Origin of the sequence: Rhizobium sp. WYCCWR 11146, from assembly GCF_013591995.1 — a bacterium.
GTDB classification, from domain to species: domain Bacteria; phylum Pseudomonadota; class Alphaproteobacteria; order Rhizobiales; family Rhizobiaceae; genus Rhizobium; species Rhizobium indicum.
Map to the genome: position 1 here is coordinate 21528 of NZ_JACCEY010000024.1, position 14441 is coordinate 35968.

Consider the following 14441-nt stretch of genomic DNA (forward strand, 5'->3'; position numbering starts at 1 on the left):
GCCGGAGAGCGGCGCCCCCACCATGTCGGTGTTGACGCCGCCGTTCGTGTGGAACGTCCGGAGTTCAGGCCGGGATAAGGCGCGTCCAGCCGCGCTCATCGTTCGTTACGCCTTTCTGCAGGCTGACGAGCTGCTGGCGCAGTTCGCTGGTCAACTTGCCGGTCTGTCCGTCTCCGACCAGAAACTCGCCGCCGGCATGCCGGACCAGGCCGATGCCCGCCAGGACCGCGGCAGTGCCGCAAGCGAAGGCTTCGACGAGCTTGCCGCTGGTTGCGTCCTGCTGCCATTCCGCGAAGGAGTAGGGACGCTGCTCGACGCGCAAGCCCTTTTCTCCAGCGAGCACGATCACCGAGGCCCGGGTGATACCCGGCAGGATCGTACCGCCAAGAGGCGGGGTCACCACCGATCCGTCATTCATGACGAAGAAGACGTTCATGCCGCCGAGTTCTTCGACCCAGCGATGCTCTGCCGCATCCAGGAAGACGACCTGATCGCAATCCTTCTTCGCCGCCTCGGCTTGCGCCACGAGGCTTGCTGCGTAGTTTCCGCCGCATTTTGCAGCACCGGTGCCGCCGGCGGCAGCACGGGTGTATTCGGTCTCTACCCATAGGGAAACCGCCTTCGCTCCGCCTTTGAAATAAGCGCCGACCGGGGAGGCGATGATGCAGAAGACATATTCCTGAGCTGGACGAACGCCCAGGAACGCCTCGTTGGCGAACATGAAGGGGCGAAGGTAGAGGCTGGCGTCGCCGGATGGAATCCAGGCCTTGTCAACGCGGACCAGTTCTTCGACCGCCTTCAGGAAGAGTTCTTCGGGCACAGGAGGCATAGCCATGCGAGTCGCCGACTGCGCGAAGCGGCGGGCGTTCTCTTCGGGCCGAAAGAGCAGAATCCGGCCATCGTCTGCCTTGTAGGCTTTCATGCCTTCGAAAATTTCCTGAGCATAGTGTAACACGGCGCTTGCAGGATCGAGCTCCAGAGGACGCCTCGGCGTAACCTTCGCATCGTGCCAGCCCTTGTCGGCAGTCCATCGTGCCAGGACCATATGATCCGTGAAGACCTTACCGAAGCCGGGCGTCTCCAGTGCCTGGATGCGGTCGGCGTCGGAGACGGGAGACTTGTGCAATTCGATTTTGATTTCAGGAGAGGTCGTCGTCGCGGTCATTGCTGGCACCTTGATAGTACATTGAATAGTGGCGGCGACACTACTGCCGCCGGGCTGGTCTTGGAAAGGCCTGAATCAGGCGGTTTCGGCATCGATCAGGGGAATAATCGCTTTCTTGTCACAGGGACAAGAAAATAGGTCAGTATTGTTGACATAAATTCTCCGGCATGGTCTGCTGGGGGAATAGAAAAATACGAGGAAACCCCATGCTGAACTGGGACACCATGTTTGCGTCGCGCTCGTCGCGCATGCGCGCATCCGAGATCCGCGAGCTCTTGAAGCTTCTCGACCGGCCCGACATTATCTCTTTCGCCGGCGGCATTCCGGATCCGGCGTTGTTTCCCCATCAGGAATTCAAGCAGGCCTATGCCGATATCTTCGACGGCGCCGCCGTCAACTCGGCGCTGCAATATTCGGTCAGCGAGGGCTACAAACCGCTGCGCGAATGGCTGGTCGGGCAGATGGCGGCTCTCGGCATCCCCTGCGAACTCGATAACGTTTTCATCGTGTCCGGTTCGCAGCAGGGTCTCGATTATCTCGGCAAGCTCTTCCTGTCGCCTGATGACACCGCGCTCGTGACGTGGCCGACCTATCTCGGCGCGCTGCAGGCCTTCAATGCCTATGAACCGGCCTACGACCAGCTGACGCCGAACGGCAACCGCACGCCCGAGTCCTACCGCGCGGCCGCTTCCGCTGCCGGCGGCAAGGTAAAGTTCGCCTATCTTTCCACTGACTTCTCCAATCCGACCGGCGAAACCGTCGATCTTGACGGCCGCAAGAAGGTCCTGGCACTGGCGGAAGATCTCGACATCGCCGTCATCGAGGATGCGGCCTACCAGTCGCTGCGTTACGACGGCGATCCGATCCCGCCGATCCTGGCGCTCGAAATCGCCGAGAAGGGTCATATCAACGATACGCGCACGATCTATTGCGGCAGCTTCTCGAAGACGCTGGCGCCCGGCCTTCGGGTCGGCTTCATCGTCGCCAGTGCGCCCGTCATCCGCAAGCTGGTGCTGATGAAGCAGGCGGCCGACCTGCATTCTTCGACGATCAACCAGATGGCGATATCAGATGTCGCCGAGCGCGGCTTCGACGCGCAGGTCGCCAAGATCAAGGCCGCCTACAGCCGACGCCGCGACTGCATGCTGGCCGCTCTTGAGAAATACATGCCTGAAGGCACCAGCTGGACGAAGCCGGAAGGCGGCATGTTCATCTGGATCACGCTGCCTGAGGGCATGGACGGCGCCAAGCTGCTGGCGAAATCGCTCGAAACCGCCAAGGTCGCCTTCGTGCCCGGCAAGGCGTTCTTCGCCAATGGTTCCGGCGCCAACACCTTCCGCGTCAGCTTCTCCTGCGCCAACGAGCAGATGATCGAGGACGGCATCGGCCGCTTGAGCGCGCTGATCTCGGCCGAAATCGGCAGCTGATTCCAGCCGCCCGGCTGACGGAGCAAGGGCAGGGCGCCGATCAGAAGATCGTCGTCCAGCCCTCGTTCGCCGTCTCGCTCTTGCCGTAGCCGACCCGATCAGCAACGGCGCCGTCGGCATTGCGCAGAATGATGTCGCCGCCCCGGTTGGCAAGCTGCGGGCCGCCGGCTGCCGCATCGAGCGCTATGGTGCGCACCTCGCCTGCGCTCAGCGATCCCGACAGTGTCTGGGTCCTGCTGTTTTCGTCCTCCAGCTTCCAGCCTTCGAGCGATGCCTCCATGTCGGAGCGGTTGATGATCGTCACCGTTTCGGCCTCGGTGCCGCCTTCGCCGTTGACCGGGTTGATCAGCGCGGCGACGATGCGTAGCGACGAGGCGACGATCGGCTGCGGCCGGCGTGTGCCTTCGCCGCGGCCCTGGCCTCCACGGCTGTCGGAAACCGGATGGCCGGTCGCCGCATCGGTGTTCCAGTTCTGCGACTGAAAGCAGAGGAAGATCGCCGCCCATTCGTCGGTATCATTGAAATGGACGAGCAGCGCTCCGTCCTGGTTCGGCCCGTTGGTGGCCTTGAAGCTGCCGCCGTCGCCCTGGTTCATGTGGATGTCGTGGATGCCGTTGCCCGGCTCGAAACGGAAATACTGGTCCGGCTTGTTGTTTTCAGGCCCCCAGGCCTCGCCGAAGGCATAGAAATGCACGTCGGAATCGGCAATGCCTTCCTGGACGATCGGCTCGATGAAATCGCGCAGGTCGTTCTTCGGGCCGGATAGCTGGAAGGGCGCGACATTCATGTCCTCGCGCTCGATCAGTCCGCTGCGGACATAGTCGATCGCAAGCTCCGGACGGTCCTTGCGGATATCGGTCAGGCCCATCGGCAGGGCTTCGAGCGCCTCCGTCAGCGCCGGGTGCTTGAAATCGACGATATTGGCGTAGAGCAGGTCGTGCGGCGATTCCTTGGAGCGGACGTTGAGCGCGATGCGGTAGCTGACACCGTTCGCCTCGATGCGGATTTCGATATGGGGATCGTTGTCGTCGTCGAGGGCGAGTGCGCTCGCCGTACCCTTCAGGACCTTGTAATTCTTCAGCATGGAGAACCTCGCGGGGGTGGCGGGATCTGACGGTAACACGGCGAAAGTGCATCTTTTGTGACGGCTAAAGTATGGCGCGATCTTTCAGATTTGCCTGCCACACTTTAGGTCTTTGATTTGAGCATGTCGTGGTCGCAAAACCGCTGCACACTTTTGCGCGACATGCTTTGTCTTCCGCCGTGCAATGCTGCTCCGCTATCGCCTATTGCTGCAGATGCGGACCGAAAAGCTCGAGATCGGCTTCACCAAGCCTGTCGCTAACCGTGTTCAACTGGTGCCAATAGGGGTAGATCACCGGTGGCAGGCTGACCGCGTCGAGGCGCTTGCGCTCCTCATCCGTGAGTTTCAGCTCGGCGGCGGCGATGTTGTCGCGGAACTGGGCTTCGGTGCGGCCGCCGATGATGACCGAGGTCACCGCCTTGCGGCCGATCAGCCAGGCGAGCGCCACCTGTGCGGCCGAGACGCCGCGTTCCTCACCGATCGCGACCAGCGTCTCGACGATATTCCAGAGGCGGTTCTCATCGCGGATCGGCGGTTCGGTCCAGCCGGCGAACTGGCGCGTACCTTCGGGCGCTGCCTGGTTGCGGCGATGCTTGCCGGAGAGCAGACCGCCGGCGAGCGGGCTCCAGACCAGCACGCCGAGGCCCTGGTCGATCGAGATCGGCAGCAGTTCATATTCGGCGTCGCGGGCTTCCAGCGTATAGTGGATCTGCTGGCTGACGAAGCGCTGATACCTGTGCTCGTTGGCGATGCCGAGCGCCTTCATGATGTGCCAGCCGGAATAGTTCGAGCAGCCGACATAACGCACCTTGCCCTGCCTGATCAGGGTGTCGAGGGCTTCCATCGTCTCTTCCAGCGGCGTCTGGCCGTCCCATTCATGCACCTGGTAAAGGTCGATCACATCGGTCTTCAGGCGCTTGAGGCTCGCCTCGCATTCGCGGATCAGGTGGTAGCGCGACAGACCCTGGTCGTTCGGTCCGTCGCCCATGCTGAAGCGGGCCTTGGTGGCGAGCAACACGCCTTGCGGCCGCTTGCCGGAGAGCACATTGCCGATGATGTTTTCGCATTCACCGTCGGAATAGGCGTTGGCGGTGTCGATCAGATTGATGCCGGCATCGATGCACATATCGATCATCTTTTTCGCCTCGGAGACGCCGAGGTCGCCGACGGTCTTCGCCCAGCCGACACCGCCGAAGGTCATCGTGCCCATGGTCAAAGTCGAAATCTTCAGGCCGGAACGGCCTAGCAAACGATATTCCATTGAAATTCCTCCCTTTAAAAAAGACTGACGTACCTCAACGCTCGGAGATGGCAATGGCTGCGCGTTCACGGCTGCGTGAGGCTTAGGCGAGATTCTGAGCGTCGGCATCTTCCGGCCATGCGGCGGCTATGGCCGATCACGAGCCGAGCGGCAGATCGTACAATATGTCATCGGCTTGTCGACGGAAATTGTCTTGGCGCAGCGTCGACGTGGTGGAGGCCACGTCAGCTCTCCTGCTTGTCCTTCTTGTGAATATTGTCGCGAAGCGAAGCGATTGCGTCCCGAATCTTGCTGACAGTCTCGGCGTCGAGACCGACAGCCTTGCCGATGCAGTCGAACACATGGGAGGCGCGGCTCTTGAGGGCCAGTCCCTTCTCCGTCAGGCGCAAGAGCACCTGGCGCTCATCGGCGGGATTTCGGTTGCGGGTGACGAGGCCGACATTTTCCAGCCGCTTCAGCAGCGGAGTGAGGGTGCTGGAGTCGAGAAAAAGTGTCTCGCCGAGATCCTTCACCGTGCGGTCGTCCCGCGCCCACAGAGCGGTCATGACCAGGAATTGCGGATAGGTGAGTTCCAGCTCGTCGAGCAGGGGACGGTAAAGCTGGTTAAAGGCGTGGCTTGCCGAATAGATCGAAAAGCAAAGCATTTCATCGATCTTGGGCACGTCAGCGAGATCATTTGATGTGGTGTCTTTCATGACGCTCTCCTTTGATCTCAATATAATTTGTGCGCGATCTGTTTGCAAGCTATTGACTCGCCAGGCGAGATGACTTACTTAGATCGCGTACAAAGAAATCGCTGACAAACTATATACCGAACGCGGAAAGCTGCAGGGGTTTGCTGCGTCAACGGATGCGCAAGCAGGTGAAGTCCCTTGTGGCTCCCCATTCGGCTCCTTTGAAACTCAACCGACGAAAGGAAATGACCAATGTTCAAGTTTGCTGCTGCCGTCGCCCTGGTGGGCGCTCTTCTTTCCGGTGCTGCCGTTGCCCAGCCGGCCAAGCCGACCGTTGTCCTCGTCCATGGCGCCTTTGCCGATTCATCCAGCTGGAACGGCGTCGTCGAAATCCTGCGCAAGGATGGCTTTTCTGTCGTGGCAGCCGCCAATCCGCTGCGTAGCGTTTCCAACGACGCTGCCTATGTCTCCGACGTGGTTGGCAGCATCGCCGGCCCTGTGGTCCTTGTCGGTCACTCCTATGGCGGCCAGGTCATTTCGACCGCGGCCAACGGCCACGACAACGTCAGGTCGCTGGTCTATGTCGCGGCCTTCGCGCCGGATGCCGGAGAATCGGTCGCAGATCTCGCCGGCAAGTTTCCGGGCGGTACGCTGAGCGGAGCGCTTGCGGCCCCGGTAAAGCTCAGCGCCGGCGGCGTCGATCTCTATATCGACCAGGCCAAGTTCCATGATCAGTTCGCCAGCGACGTGCCGGCCGAACAGGCGGCCCTGATGGCGGCTGCCCAACGTCCGGTCACCGAGGCTGCCCTGACCGAAAAATCCGGCGAGCCCGCCTGGAAGAAGTTGCCGTCGTGGTTTGTCTACGGCACCGGCGACAAGAACATCCCGGCCGCAGCCCTAGGCTTCATGGCCGAGCGGGCAGGCTCCAAGCGGACCGTGGTGGTCGATGGCGCCTCCCACGTCGTGATGGTGTCGCATCCCGACAAGGTGGCGGAACTGATCGAAGAAGCTGCAAAGTAGTATTCGATCCGAGGGGCCACGGCGTGTGAGCGCCGTGGCCGGCCGCCGCGGAGGTTTTGTCCGCGGGCCATGACCGGCTCTGCCTGCGCGACGTATCGGCGGGGCGGGCCCCGCTGGTCAAGCATCTGCTGCAGTTGATCCTCGGTGAACTCAACGAGGCGAGCGTGGCGAGGTCACAACTGGTTGATGGGAAAGCTGTGGTGCAGGGCGTGGACCAACCGCCGCGCCGTGTCACATCTCTGTTAACGACCCCTAATAAGGGAGGGGTATCGAAATCGAGGATCCCTCCCATGAAAACGATCGTCTCCGCCGCAGCCCTTGTCGCCGCGAGCCTCTTTGCCATTCCGGCTTCGGCCGCAAACCTGGTTCTCTACACCAGCCAGCCGAACGAGGACGCGCAGGCGACAGTCGATGGCTTCATGGCAGCCAATCCCGATATCAAGGTCGACTGGGTGCGCGACGGCACGCCGAAGATCATGGCGAAGCTTCAGGCCGAGATCCAGGCCGGCAACCCGGTCGCCGACATTCTCCTCATCGCCGACGTGGTGACGCTGGAGCGCCTCAAGGAAGACGGCAAGCTGCTCGCCTACAAGTCACCGGAGGCTGCTCAGTACGACGCCGCCCTTTATGACGCCGACGGCTATTACTACTCGACCAAGCTGATCACCACCGGCATCATGTACAATACTTCGGCAGCGATGAAGCCTGCGAGCTGGAAGGACCTGACCAAGCCGGAAGCCAAAGGCCTCGTCACCATGCCGAGCCCGCTTGCCTCGGGTGCGGCCCTCATCCACGCCCAGACGCTTGCCGCCGTTCCTGGACTCGGTTGGGACTTTTACAAGTCGCTCGCGGAAAATGGCGCGATCGCTGCCGGCGGCAACGGCGCCGTGCTGAAGTCCGTCGCCTCGGGCGAAAAGGCTTATGGCATGGTCGTCGACTACCTGCCGATCCGCGAGAAGGCCAAGGGCGCTCCTGTCGAATTCGTCTTCCCAAGCGAAGGCGTTTCGGCCGTCACCGAGCCGGTCGGCATCCTCGCCAGCACCAAAAATGCCGATGCCGCCAAGAAGTTCGTCGATTACGTGCTCTCCGAAAAGGGCCAGGAAGGCTTCCTGAAGCTCGGCTACATCCCGGCCCGCAACGGCATGAAGCTGCCGGAAGGTTTCCCCGCGCGCGACACCATCAAAGTCCTGCCAATCAAGGCGGCCGAAGCATTGAAGAATACCGACCAGGATCTCAAGACTTTCTCGGGCATCTACGGCTCGAACTGATCCTTTCATGCACGGATACATCAAAACCGGAAACAGCCAGCCCGCCTGGCTGTTTCCTTTTGTCGTCATCATCGTCCTGATCCTCAGCGTGCTGCCGCTCGCCCGCCTCGGCATGGTTGGAATGGCGGCCTTTGCCGATGGCGGCGTGATGACGGTTTTAAGCGAGGCGTCGCTGTGGTCGGCGACCTATTACACCGTCGTCACCGCCATTCTGGGCACGGCGATCTCGCTCGTCATCGGCTGCCTCTTTGCCTTCCTGCTGACGCTGACCAATATCCGCGCCAAGGGGCTGCTCAGCTTCTTCTTCGTGCTGCCGATGATGATCCCGCCGCAGGTGACGGCGCTTGCCTGGGTACAGATGTCAGGCCCCTCCAGCCCGCTGTTGAAGGCGTTGCATCTCGCCCCGCCGCTCGGCTCGCCGCAGCCGCTCTATTCGGTGGGTGGCATCGCGCTGCTCTATGGCGTGCAGCATGCGCCGCTGATCTATCTGGCGCTTCGGGCCGGGCTGATGACGCTGCCCCGCGACGGCGTCGAAGCCGCACGGCTTTCCGGCGCCTCCAGCCTGCGGGTGTTCCGCGACATCATCCTGCCTTTGTCACTGCCCGGCATCATTGCAGGAGCGGCGATCTCCTTCGTCTCCTGCACCGGCAATTTCGGCATTCCCGCCATTCTCGGCATTCCGGCCTCGATCTTCACGCTGCCGACGTTGATCTTCACCAAGTTCTCCGCTTTCACCAGCCGCACCTTCGGTGATGTCGCCGTGCTCTCGGCGATCATCGCCATCATCTCGGTCGTCGGGCTGGTGATCCAGGACCGGGCGTTGCGCGGCCGCGACTACCGCGTCATCGGGTTATCCGGGGCGAGTGCGGCCTTCGAACTCGGCGCCTGGCGGCTGGTCTTCACACCGCTCGTCTGGGCGATCCTGTTCTTCATGCTGGCAGCACCCTTCTTCGCGCTGGTCGCCGGCGCGCTGGTGCCGGCCTATGGCGTGCCGCTCACCTTCAAGACCATGTCGCTGCATGCCTTTGAGGAGATCCTGTTCAGGCAGGCTGTGACGCGCACCGCCTTCATCAATTCGCTGTCGCTTGCCGGCGCGACCGCGCTTGGTCTCCTCGTGGTGACAGTGCTTGCGGCTTACACGCTGACGCGGCGCAAGGACGCGTTGTCACGCATCGTCTCCAGCCTGATCGAGATACCCTATTCGCTGCCCGGCATCGTCATGGCGGTCTGCTTCATCCTGGTGTTCGCAGCACCGATTCCGATCCTGCACGTCTCGCTCTACGGCACGATCTGGATCATCCTGATCGCCTATTTCTCGTCGTTTTTCGCCGTCAGCCTGAAACCCGTGGTCAGCGCCTTCCACCAGCTCGATCCGGCGCTGGAGGAGGCCGCACGGCTTTCCGGCGCCGGCTTCTTCCGCCGGCTTGCCGATATCATCGTGCCGCTGATTGCGCCGGCCGCCGGCGCCTCCGTTATCCTTGTCTTTCTGATTGCCTGCAACGAGCTGACGATCTCGGCGCTGCTCTGGTCTGCCGGCACCCAGACACTCGGCGTTGCCATCTACAATCTCGATGATAGCGGCAGCTCGGACCTTGCTTCGGCGCTCTCGGTGCTCGTCGTCCTCATGGTCGTCGTGCTGATGCTGCTGCTCGAGCTTCTGGCGAAACGACTGCCGAAAGGAGTGATCCCATGGCGAGGCTGATCCTCAACCAGCTCGGCAAGGATTTCGGTACAGGCCGGGCCGCCGTCAGTGGCTTTTCGCTCGATGTGCGCGAGGGCGGCTTCCTGGCGTTGCTCGGGCCTTCCGGTTGCGGCAAGACGACAGTGCTGCGGATGATCGCCGGTTTCGAGACGCCGAGCGACGGCTCGATCCATCTCGGCGAGAGATTGCTTGCCGATGCCGCGCAGTCGCTGCCGCCGGAAAAGCGCAACATGGCGATGGTCTTTCAGTCCTACGCGCTGTGGCCGCATATGAGTGTTGCCGACAATGTCGGCTATCCTCTCAAAGTGCGCGGAATCTCGGGGGAGGCCTACCGGGCGAAGGTGCGCGACGCGCTCGGCACCGTCCGGCTCGCCGACTACGCCGAACGGCGGCCCGCCGACCTCTCCGGCGGCCAACGCCAGCGCGTGGCGCTCGCCCGCTGCCTGGTGACATCGCCTGACGTCGTGCTGCTCGACGAGCCGCTTGCCAATCTCGACCGACACCTGAAACAGGAAATGGAGGAGACTTTTCGCGAGTTCCACCAGCGCTCGGGCGCGACGATGATCTATGTCACCCACGACCAGAGCGAGGCGATGGCGCTCGCGACCGACGTCGCTGTCATGTCGGAAGGGCGGCTGCTGCAGGTGGCGCCGCCGGCGGAGATCTACGCACGGCCGGAAGGGCGCATCGTCGGCGGGCTGATCGGGCGAGGCACGATCGTGACGCTGCCGCGTACCGCTGGTGACAACAGGGCCTTCGACTGGCAGGCGCTGGAGCCGATGTTTGCCGGTGCCGCCGTTAGTACTGCCGACGGCGACCGGATGGATGTCCTCGTTCGGCCGGAGGATGTCATCGTCTCTTGCGAGAATATTGCCGCCGGCGCGGGGATCGCGGCGACGGTCGAGACCGTTCTCTTCGAGGGCGAGCGTTATGCGCTGAAGCTGGTCCTCGCCGACAGTCGGGTGCTGCGGGCCTATTCCCGCTTTCCCGTCCGGACGGGTGACAGCCTCAGACTATCGGTGCGCGCGGCGTGGCGGCTTTGAGACACCGCGCCTCGCCAGTGTCATTCGCTCTCCGAACACTGCCAGCGGATGACGCGGCAGTTGCCTGTTTGCTTTCTGCAACTGCGGATCGCCTGGCGCTGGGCCTCGCGGCCATCATTACCCCAGCCGGAGCCCCAGCCGCTGCGATGGCCGACGGCCACCGCGCCGCAGCCGTTCCGGAACCAGATGGCGATGCGACAATCGTTCGCGCTGCTATCGCAAATGCGCCGGGCGACGGTTTCGGCGTCGCCGCGATTGTCATAAGCATAGGACCAGCCGATGGCGTGGGTCGACGGCGAGTAGGCAATGGCGCCGTAAGTGTCGGCAAGGGCCGCGCCGGCGAGAGACGTCAGAACCGCAAACGATGCAAGAACCCGCTTCATGAAATGCCCCCGCGCCGGAACGACGATTGTCCTCTACGGAGAACTATCGGAGGCTTGCGGCGGAATGTCTGCGGCCCAAGTCACAGGCAATCGCCTCTGGGGCTCCAGGAGGAGTGATTATCCGCATATTTCTTTGCCCTGCCATCTTTTCCCGCGGCTATTGCCGGATAAGGTACTGCCCGCAACCGGATCCTTCCCATGTCGCTTCGCCTCGCCACCTTCAATGTCGAAAATCTTCTCACCCGTTTCGATTTCACCGGCTTCCGAAACCAGCTGCGCCAGGACCGCGTCATCAAGCTTTTCCAAGTGTCGAGCGAGGGTGTCTACCAGCAGCTCGAGCAGGCGCGGGTGATCGCTGCGACCGACGACACGCGGCAGATGTCGGCCCTTGCGATCGCCGACGCTGACGCCGATATCCTCTGCCTGCAGGAAATCGACAACATGGCTGCCCTTCAGGCCTTCGAATACGGCTATCTCTTCCGGATGGTCGGAAACGGCTACCGCCAGAAATACCTGGTCGAGGGCAATGACAGCCGCGGCATTGATGTTGCCGTGCTGATGCGCGAGGAAACGCGCGACGGCCAGAAGATCGAGCTGAGGGACATTCGTAGCCATGCGATGACGACCTATCGCGATCTCGATCTCTTCAATGAGGAGTTGGTGCTCACCAACCGCATCGACGACAAGATCTTCAAGCGCGACTGTCTGGAGCTCGACCTTCTGATCGGCGGCCGGCCATTTTCGCTCTACGTCGTGCATTTCAAGTCGATGGGCAATCCGCGCGACGGGCTGGACGGGCGGCAGTCGACCATGCCGATCCGCCGCGCCGAGGCGCGCGCCGTGCGCCGCATCATCGAGGATCGCTTCGGTGCGGAGCAAACCGGTACGAAGAGCTTCGCCATCTGCGGAGACATGAACGATTATCAGGAGCGTGTCGATGTCATCGGCCGCCGGGGCACCGGTTATCGCTTCGAACATCAGAACGAGACCGAAAGCGCGCTCGACGTTTTCAGTAGCGACGGCTTTGCCGAAAATGTCGTGCGCCGCCGCGAACCCCTCGACCGCTGGACGCTCTATCACGCGCGCGGGCCGCAGGAGCAGTGGCTTTGCCAGCTCGACTATCTCTGGCTTTCGCCAGCACTTGCCGCCCATAATGCCGGCCGCCTGCCCGAAATCATCCGCAGCGGCCAGCCCTACCGCACCATCTTCCCGCCGGGGCAGGAGGTGGAGCGTTATCCGCGCACCGGCTGGGACAGGCCGAAGGCGTCTGATCACTGCCCCGTCGTCATGACACTGGATCTCCCATGAATGCAAATTTGAACGCGAATTTCACCAACATCAATTTTTCCGATGATTTCGCCGGCTGGCCGCCGGAGGCGACGGTCTTCCCGATTGCCGGCGTGGATCTGCGCATTCTGCCCGGTCCCCATCCTTTGGTCGCTACCGAGGATGCAGCCATCCGCGAGAACTGGGCGCGGGAGACCGCCGCCAATCCGGCGCTGTTCGACGGGCGCATGGTGTTTCAGCAACGGCTCGCCCTCAGTGAAAACGGGATTGCGGGCGAGGGCCACGTCATTCCTTTTTCCGCCTTCATGTGGTGGCGCCGACAGCCGCAGCGTCAGGGCGGTGTTCACATCTTCGCCTATCCGGTGCTCGAAACCTCCGACGGCGCGCTGGTGGCGATCCGCATGGGCGCCCATACCGCCAATCCCGGCCAGGTGTATTTCGCCGCCGGCTCGCTGGAGCCGGAGGATATCGTCGACGGGCGTTGCGACATCGAGGCGAACATGCGCCGCGAGGTGCATGAGGAGACCGGGCTCGATCTTGCCGACTCTGTCGCGGGTGAGGGGCTGTTCGCCACCCATAACAAGCGCACGGTGACGCTGCTGCGGCTATTCCGCTTCGACATGACGGCGGACGAGATGATCGAGCGGATCGAGCGGCATATGCTCGTCGCCGAGGACCAGGAGATCGCCGGCGCGGTGGCGATCCGCTCGGCCGATCCCTCCGCCCATTCCTATAACATCGCCATGTTGCCTGTGATCGACTGGTATTTCGGTAAGGCCGAGCGGAGTTGATTCATGCCGCCCAAAGCCATGTAGCGTTTCGGGATAACGACATGCATCACGTAAAGATCGAAAGCGCGTCGTGTGAATCCGGTTGACGTGAAGCGTTTTAGCGCCTTGCACTCGTTCGCCCGGTCGGGCAGGTTGGCGGCGCGATGACGATTCAGGGAGGCCGATGTGGCGCGAAGCTACAGCGTCTATGACGTGTTCACCGATCGAAAGCTCGCGGGCAATCCGCTGGCGGTGATCTTCGACGGAGACAATCTCAGCGACGAGGCGATGCAGGCGATCACCCGGGAGATCAATCTCTCGGAGACGGTCTTCGTGCAGCCTTCAACCAACCCCGCCTATGCGGCGCGTCTAAGGATATTCACGCCTGGGCGCGAGCTGCCGTTTGCCGGCCATCCTACGGTCGGCACGGCGGTGGCGCTGGCCGAACGGGCGCACGGTGCTGCAACGCGTGATCTCGTCACGGTGCTTGAGGAAAATGTCGGGCCGGTGCGCTGCGCCGTGCGGCTGAGGGAGGGCGAGGCGAGCTTTGCCGAATTCGACCTGCCGCGCAAATCGCAGCCCGCCATCATGCCACTCGACAAGCTCGGCATCGCCGATGCGTTATCGCTGAAGGTGACCGAGATCGGCTTCGAAAATCACGTCCCGTCGATCTGGAGCGCCGGCGTTCCCTTCCTGCTCATTCCGGTGCACGATGTCGGAGCCACGCAGCGGGTGGAATTCGATCCGCAACTCTGGGAAAAGATCGTGCCCTTTGTCGATGGCGCGCTTGCCTCGGCCTATGTCTATTGCCGCGGCGGCGTCAACCACGTGGCGAAGTTCCATGCGCGCATGTTCGCAAGCGGCATGGGCATCGTCGAAGATCCGGCTACCGGCTCGGCGGCGGCCGCACTCTCGGGCGCGATCCACCATTTCGACCGGCTGACGGACGGGCATCATCCGATCATGATCGAGCAGGGGGTCGAGATGGGCCGGCCGTCCTTCATCCACCTGCATATCGATGTCGACGGCGGGGCGATCTCCAACGCGCGGATCGGCGGCCAGGCAGTGCGGCTGGCCAGCGGCACGCTCGACCTTTGATTTAAGCGCGTCGGGTCAATCCGCATTCACGCGACGCGCTTTGAGTCTTTGTTTTATGCAAGTCGTTATCCCAAAACCGCTGCGCACTTTTGGGCGACATGCATCGAGCGCCGCGCGTCCGACAGGACGCGCTAAGGACGCTCTATCACTTTGAATCCGCGCATAATCCTTTCCGAAAATCGATTCCGATTTTCGGGGTTATGTGCTGCGTTTCAGCCAAACCGAAAAATCTTCGCGATTAACCAAAGAAATTTCGGCT

The 14441-nt window shown here is 62.2% G+C and carries 13 protein-coding genes; 8 read left to right on the forward strand and 5 right to left on the reverse strand.

From position 1 onward, the window contains the following. Positions 1 to 64 precede the first annotated feature (64 nt). Positions 65 to 1165, reverse strand: a complete 1101-nt coding sequence (locus HX899_RS19840) for a branched-chain amino acid aminotransferase (RefSeq protein ID WP_012758181.1) — start codon at positions 1163 to 1165, stop codon at positions 65 to 67. Between the two features lie 206 nt (positions 1166 to 1371). Here HX899_RS19840 and HX899_RS19845 point away from each other — a divergent pair, with 206 nt between their 5' ends. Then, on the forward strand, positions 1372 to 2592 hold the full coding sequence (locus HX899_RS19845) for a PLP-dependent aminotransferase family protein (protein WP_181293166.1): 1221 nt from the start codon (positions 1372 to 1374) through the stop codon (positions 2590 to 2592). A 40-nt stretch (positions 2593 to 2632) separates the two neighbouring features. On the opposite strand, the gene HX899_RS19850 is transcribed toward HX899_RS19845, so the two are convergent. The 3 genes from HX899_RS19850 to HX899_RS19860 all read right to left on the reverse strand — a co-directional run bounded on the left by HX899_RS19850 (position 2633) and on the right by HX899_RS19860 (position 5632). Continuing rightward, positions 2633 to 3676: a DUF2278 family protein gene (locus tag HX899_RS19850; RefSeq protein ID WP_181293167.1), complete on the reverse strand. Its 1044-nt coding sequence runs from the start codon at positions 3674 to 3676 to the stop codon at positions 2633 to 2635. 202 nt (positions 3677 to 3878) lie between these two features. Continuing rightward, positions 3879 to 4937, reverse strand: a complete 1059-nt coding sequence (locus tag HX899_RS19855) for an aldo/keto reductase (protein ID WP_180193800.1) — start codon at positions 4935 to 4937, stop codon at positions 3879 to 3881. A gap of 224 nt (positions 4938 to 5161) precedes the next feature. Then, positions 5162 to 5632 (reverse strand): MarR family winged helix-turn-helix transcriptional regulator, encoded by a 471-nt coding sequence (locus HX899_RS19860; RefSeq protein WP_181293168.1) that lies wholly within the window; start codon positions 5630 to 5632, stop codon positions 5162 to 5164. Between the two features lie 231 nt (positions 5633 to 5863). On the opposite strand from HX899_RS19860, the gene HX899_RS19865 reads away from it, so the two are divergent. From HX899_RS19865 to HX899_RS19880, 4 genes are all read left to right on the forward strand, one after another. Continuing rightward, a complete protein-coding gene (locus HX899_RS19865; RefSeq protein WP_181293169.1) occupies positions 5864 to 6631 on the forward strand; it encodes an alpha/beta fold hydrolase in 768 nt (255 codons plus the stop codon). A gap of 290 nt (positions 6632 to 6921) precedes the next feature. Then, positions 6922 to 7899: an ABC transporter substrate-binding protein gene (locus HX899_RS19870; RefSeq protein ID WP_181293170.1), complete on the forward strand. Its 978-nt coding sequence runs from the start codon at positions 6922 to 6924 to the stop codon at positions 7897 to 7899. A gap of 7 nt (positions 7900 to 7906) precedes the next feature. Further along, positions 7907 to 9601: an iron ABC transporter permease gene (locus HX899_RS19875; RefSeq protein ID WP_181293171.1), complete on the forward strand. Its 1695-nt coding sequence runs from the start codon at positions 7907 to 7909 to the stop codon at positions 9599 to 9601. Continuing rightward, the gene (locus tag HX899_RS19880) at positions 9589 to 10644 is read left to right on the forward strand and encodes an ABC transporter ATP-binding protein (RefSeq protein ID WP_181293172.1); all 1056 of its coding nucleotides are present in this window, start codon (positions 9589 to 9591) and stop codon (positions 10642 to 10644) included. Before HX899_RS19875 ends, HX899_RS19880 begins: the two co-directional genes overlap by 13 nt. A 20-nt stretch (positions 10645 to 10664) precedes the next feature. Here HX899_RS19880 and HX899_RS19885 read toward each other — a convergent pair whose 3' ends face one another. Beyond that, positions 10665 to 11027 carry a DUF4189 domain-containing protein gene (locus HX899_RS19885; protein ID WP_171598382.1) on the reverse strand — a complete coding sequence of 121 codons (363 nt, stop codon included), beginning with the start codon at positions 11025 to 11027 and terminating at the stop codon, positions 10665 to 10667. 198 nt (positions 11028 to 11225) lie between these two features. Here HX899_RS19885 and HX899_RS19890 point away from each other — a divergent pair, with 198 nt between their 5' ends. The 3 genes from HX899_RS19890 (at position 11226) to HX899_RS19900 (ending at position 14182) form a co-directional block, all read left to right on the forward strand. Continuing rightward, positions 11226 to 12335: an endonuclease/exonuclease/phosphatase family protein gene (locus HX899_RS19890; RefSeq protein WP_181293173.1), complete on the forward strand. Its 1110-nt coding sequence runs from the start codon at positions 11226 to 11228 to the stop codon at positions 12333 to 12335. Then, complete coding sequence (locus HX899_RS19895) at positions 12332 to 13105, forward strand: NUDIX hydrolase (RefSeq protein ID WP_138387217.1); 774 nt, start codon at positions 12332 to 12334, stop codon at positions 13103 to 13105. The genes HX899_RS19890 and HX899_RS19895 overlap by 4 nt, the downstream gene beginning before the upstream one ends. A 165-nt stretch (positions 13106 to 13270) precedes the next feature. Further along, positions 13271 to 14182 carry a PhzF family phenazine biosynthesis protein gene (locus HX899_RS19900; protein ID WP_128401576.1) on the forward strand — a complete coding sequence of 304 codons (912 nt, stop codon included), beginning with the start codon at positions 13271 to 13273 and terminating at the stop codon, positions 14180 to 14182. Positions 14183 to 14441: the final 259 nt, after the last annotated feature.

Coding starts and splice junctions, on each gene's coding strand:
- HX899_RS19840 (WP_012758181.1), bottom strand. CDS start 1,165: ATGACCGCGACGACGACCTCTCCTGAAATCAAAATCGAATTGCACAAG.
- HX899_RS19845 (WP_181293166.1), top strand. CDS start 1,372: ATGCTGAACTGGGACACCATGTTTGCGTCGCGCTCGTCGCGCATGCGC.
- HX899_RS19850 (WP_181293167.1), bottom strand. CDS start 3,676: ATGCTGAAGAATTACAAGGTCCTGAAGGGTACGGCGAGCGCACTCGCC.
- HX899_RS19855 (WP_180193800.1), bottom strand. CDS start 4,937: ATGGAATATCGTTTGCTAGGCCGTTCCGGCCTGAAGATTTCGACTTTG.
- HX899_RS19860 (WP_181293168.1), bottom strand. CDS start 5,632: ATGAAAGACACCACATCAAATGATCTCGCTGACGTGCCCAAGATCGAT.
- HX899_RS19865 (WP_181293169.1), top strand. CDS start 5,864: ATGTTCAAGTTTGCTGCTGCCGTCGCCCTGGTGGGCGCTCTTCTTTCC.
- HX899_RS19870 (WP_181293170.1), top strand. CDS start 6,922: ATGAAAACGATCGTCTCCGCCGCAGCCCTTGTCGCCGCGAGCCTCTTT.
- HX899_RS19875 (WP_181293171.1), top strand. CDS start 7,907: ATGCACGGATACATCAAAACCGGAAACAGCCAGCCCGCCTGGCTGTTT.
- HX899_RS19880 (WP_181293172.1), top strand. CDS start 9,589: ATGGCGAGGCTGATCCTCAACCAGCTCGGCAAGGATTTCGGTACAGGC.
- HX899_RS19885 (WP_171598382.1), bottom strand. CDS start 11,027: ATGAAGCGGGTTCTTGCATCGTTTGCGGTTCTGACGTCTCTCGCCGGC.
- HX899_RS19890 (WP_181293173.1), top strand. CDS start 11,226: ATGTCGCTTCGCCTCGCCACCTTCAATGTCGAAAATCTTCTCACCCGT.
- HX899_RS19895 (WP_138387217.1), top strand. CDS start 12,332: ATGAATGCAAATTTGAACGCGAATTTCACCAACATCAATTTTTCCGAT.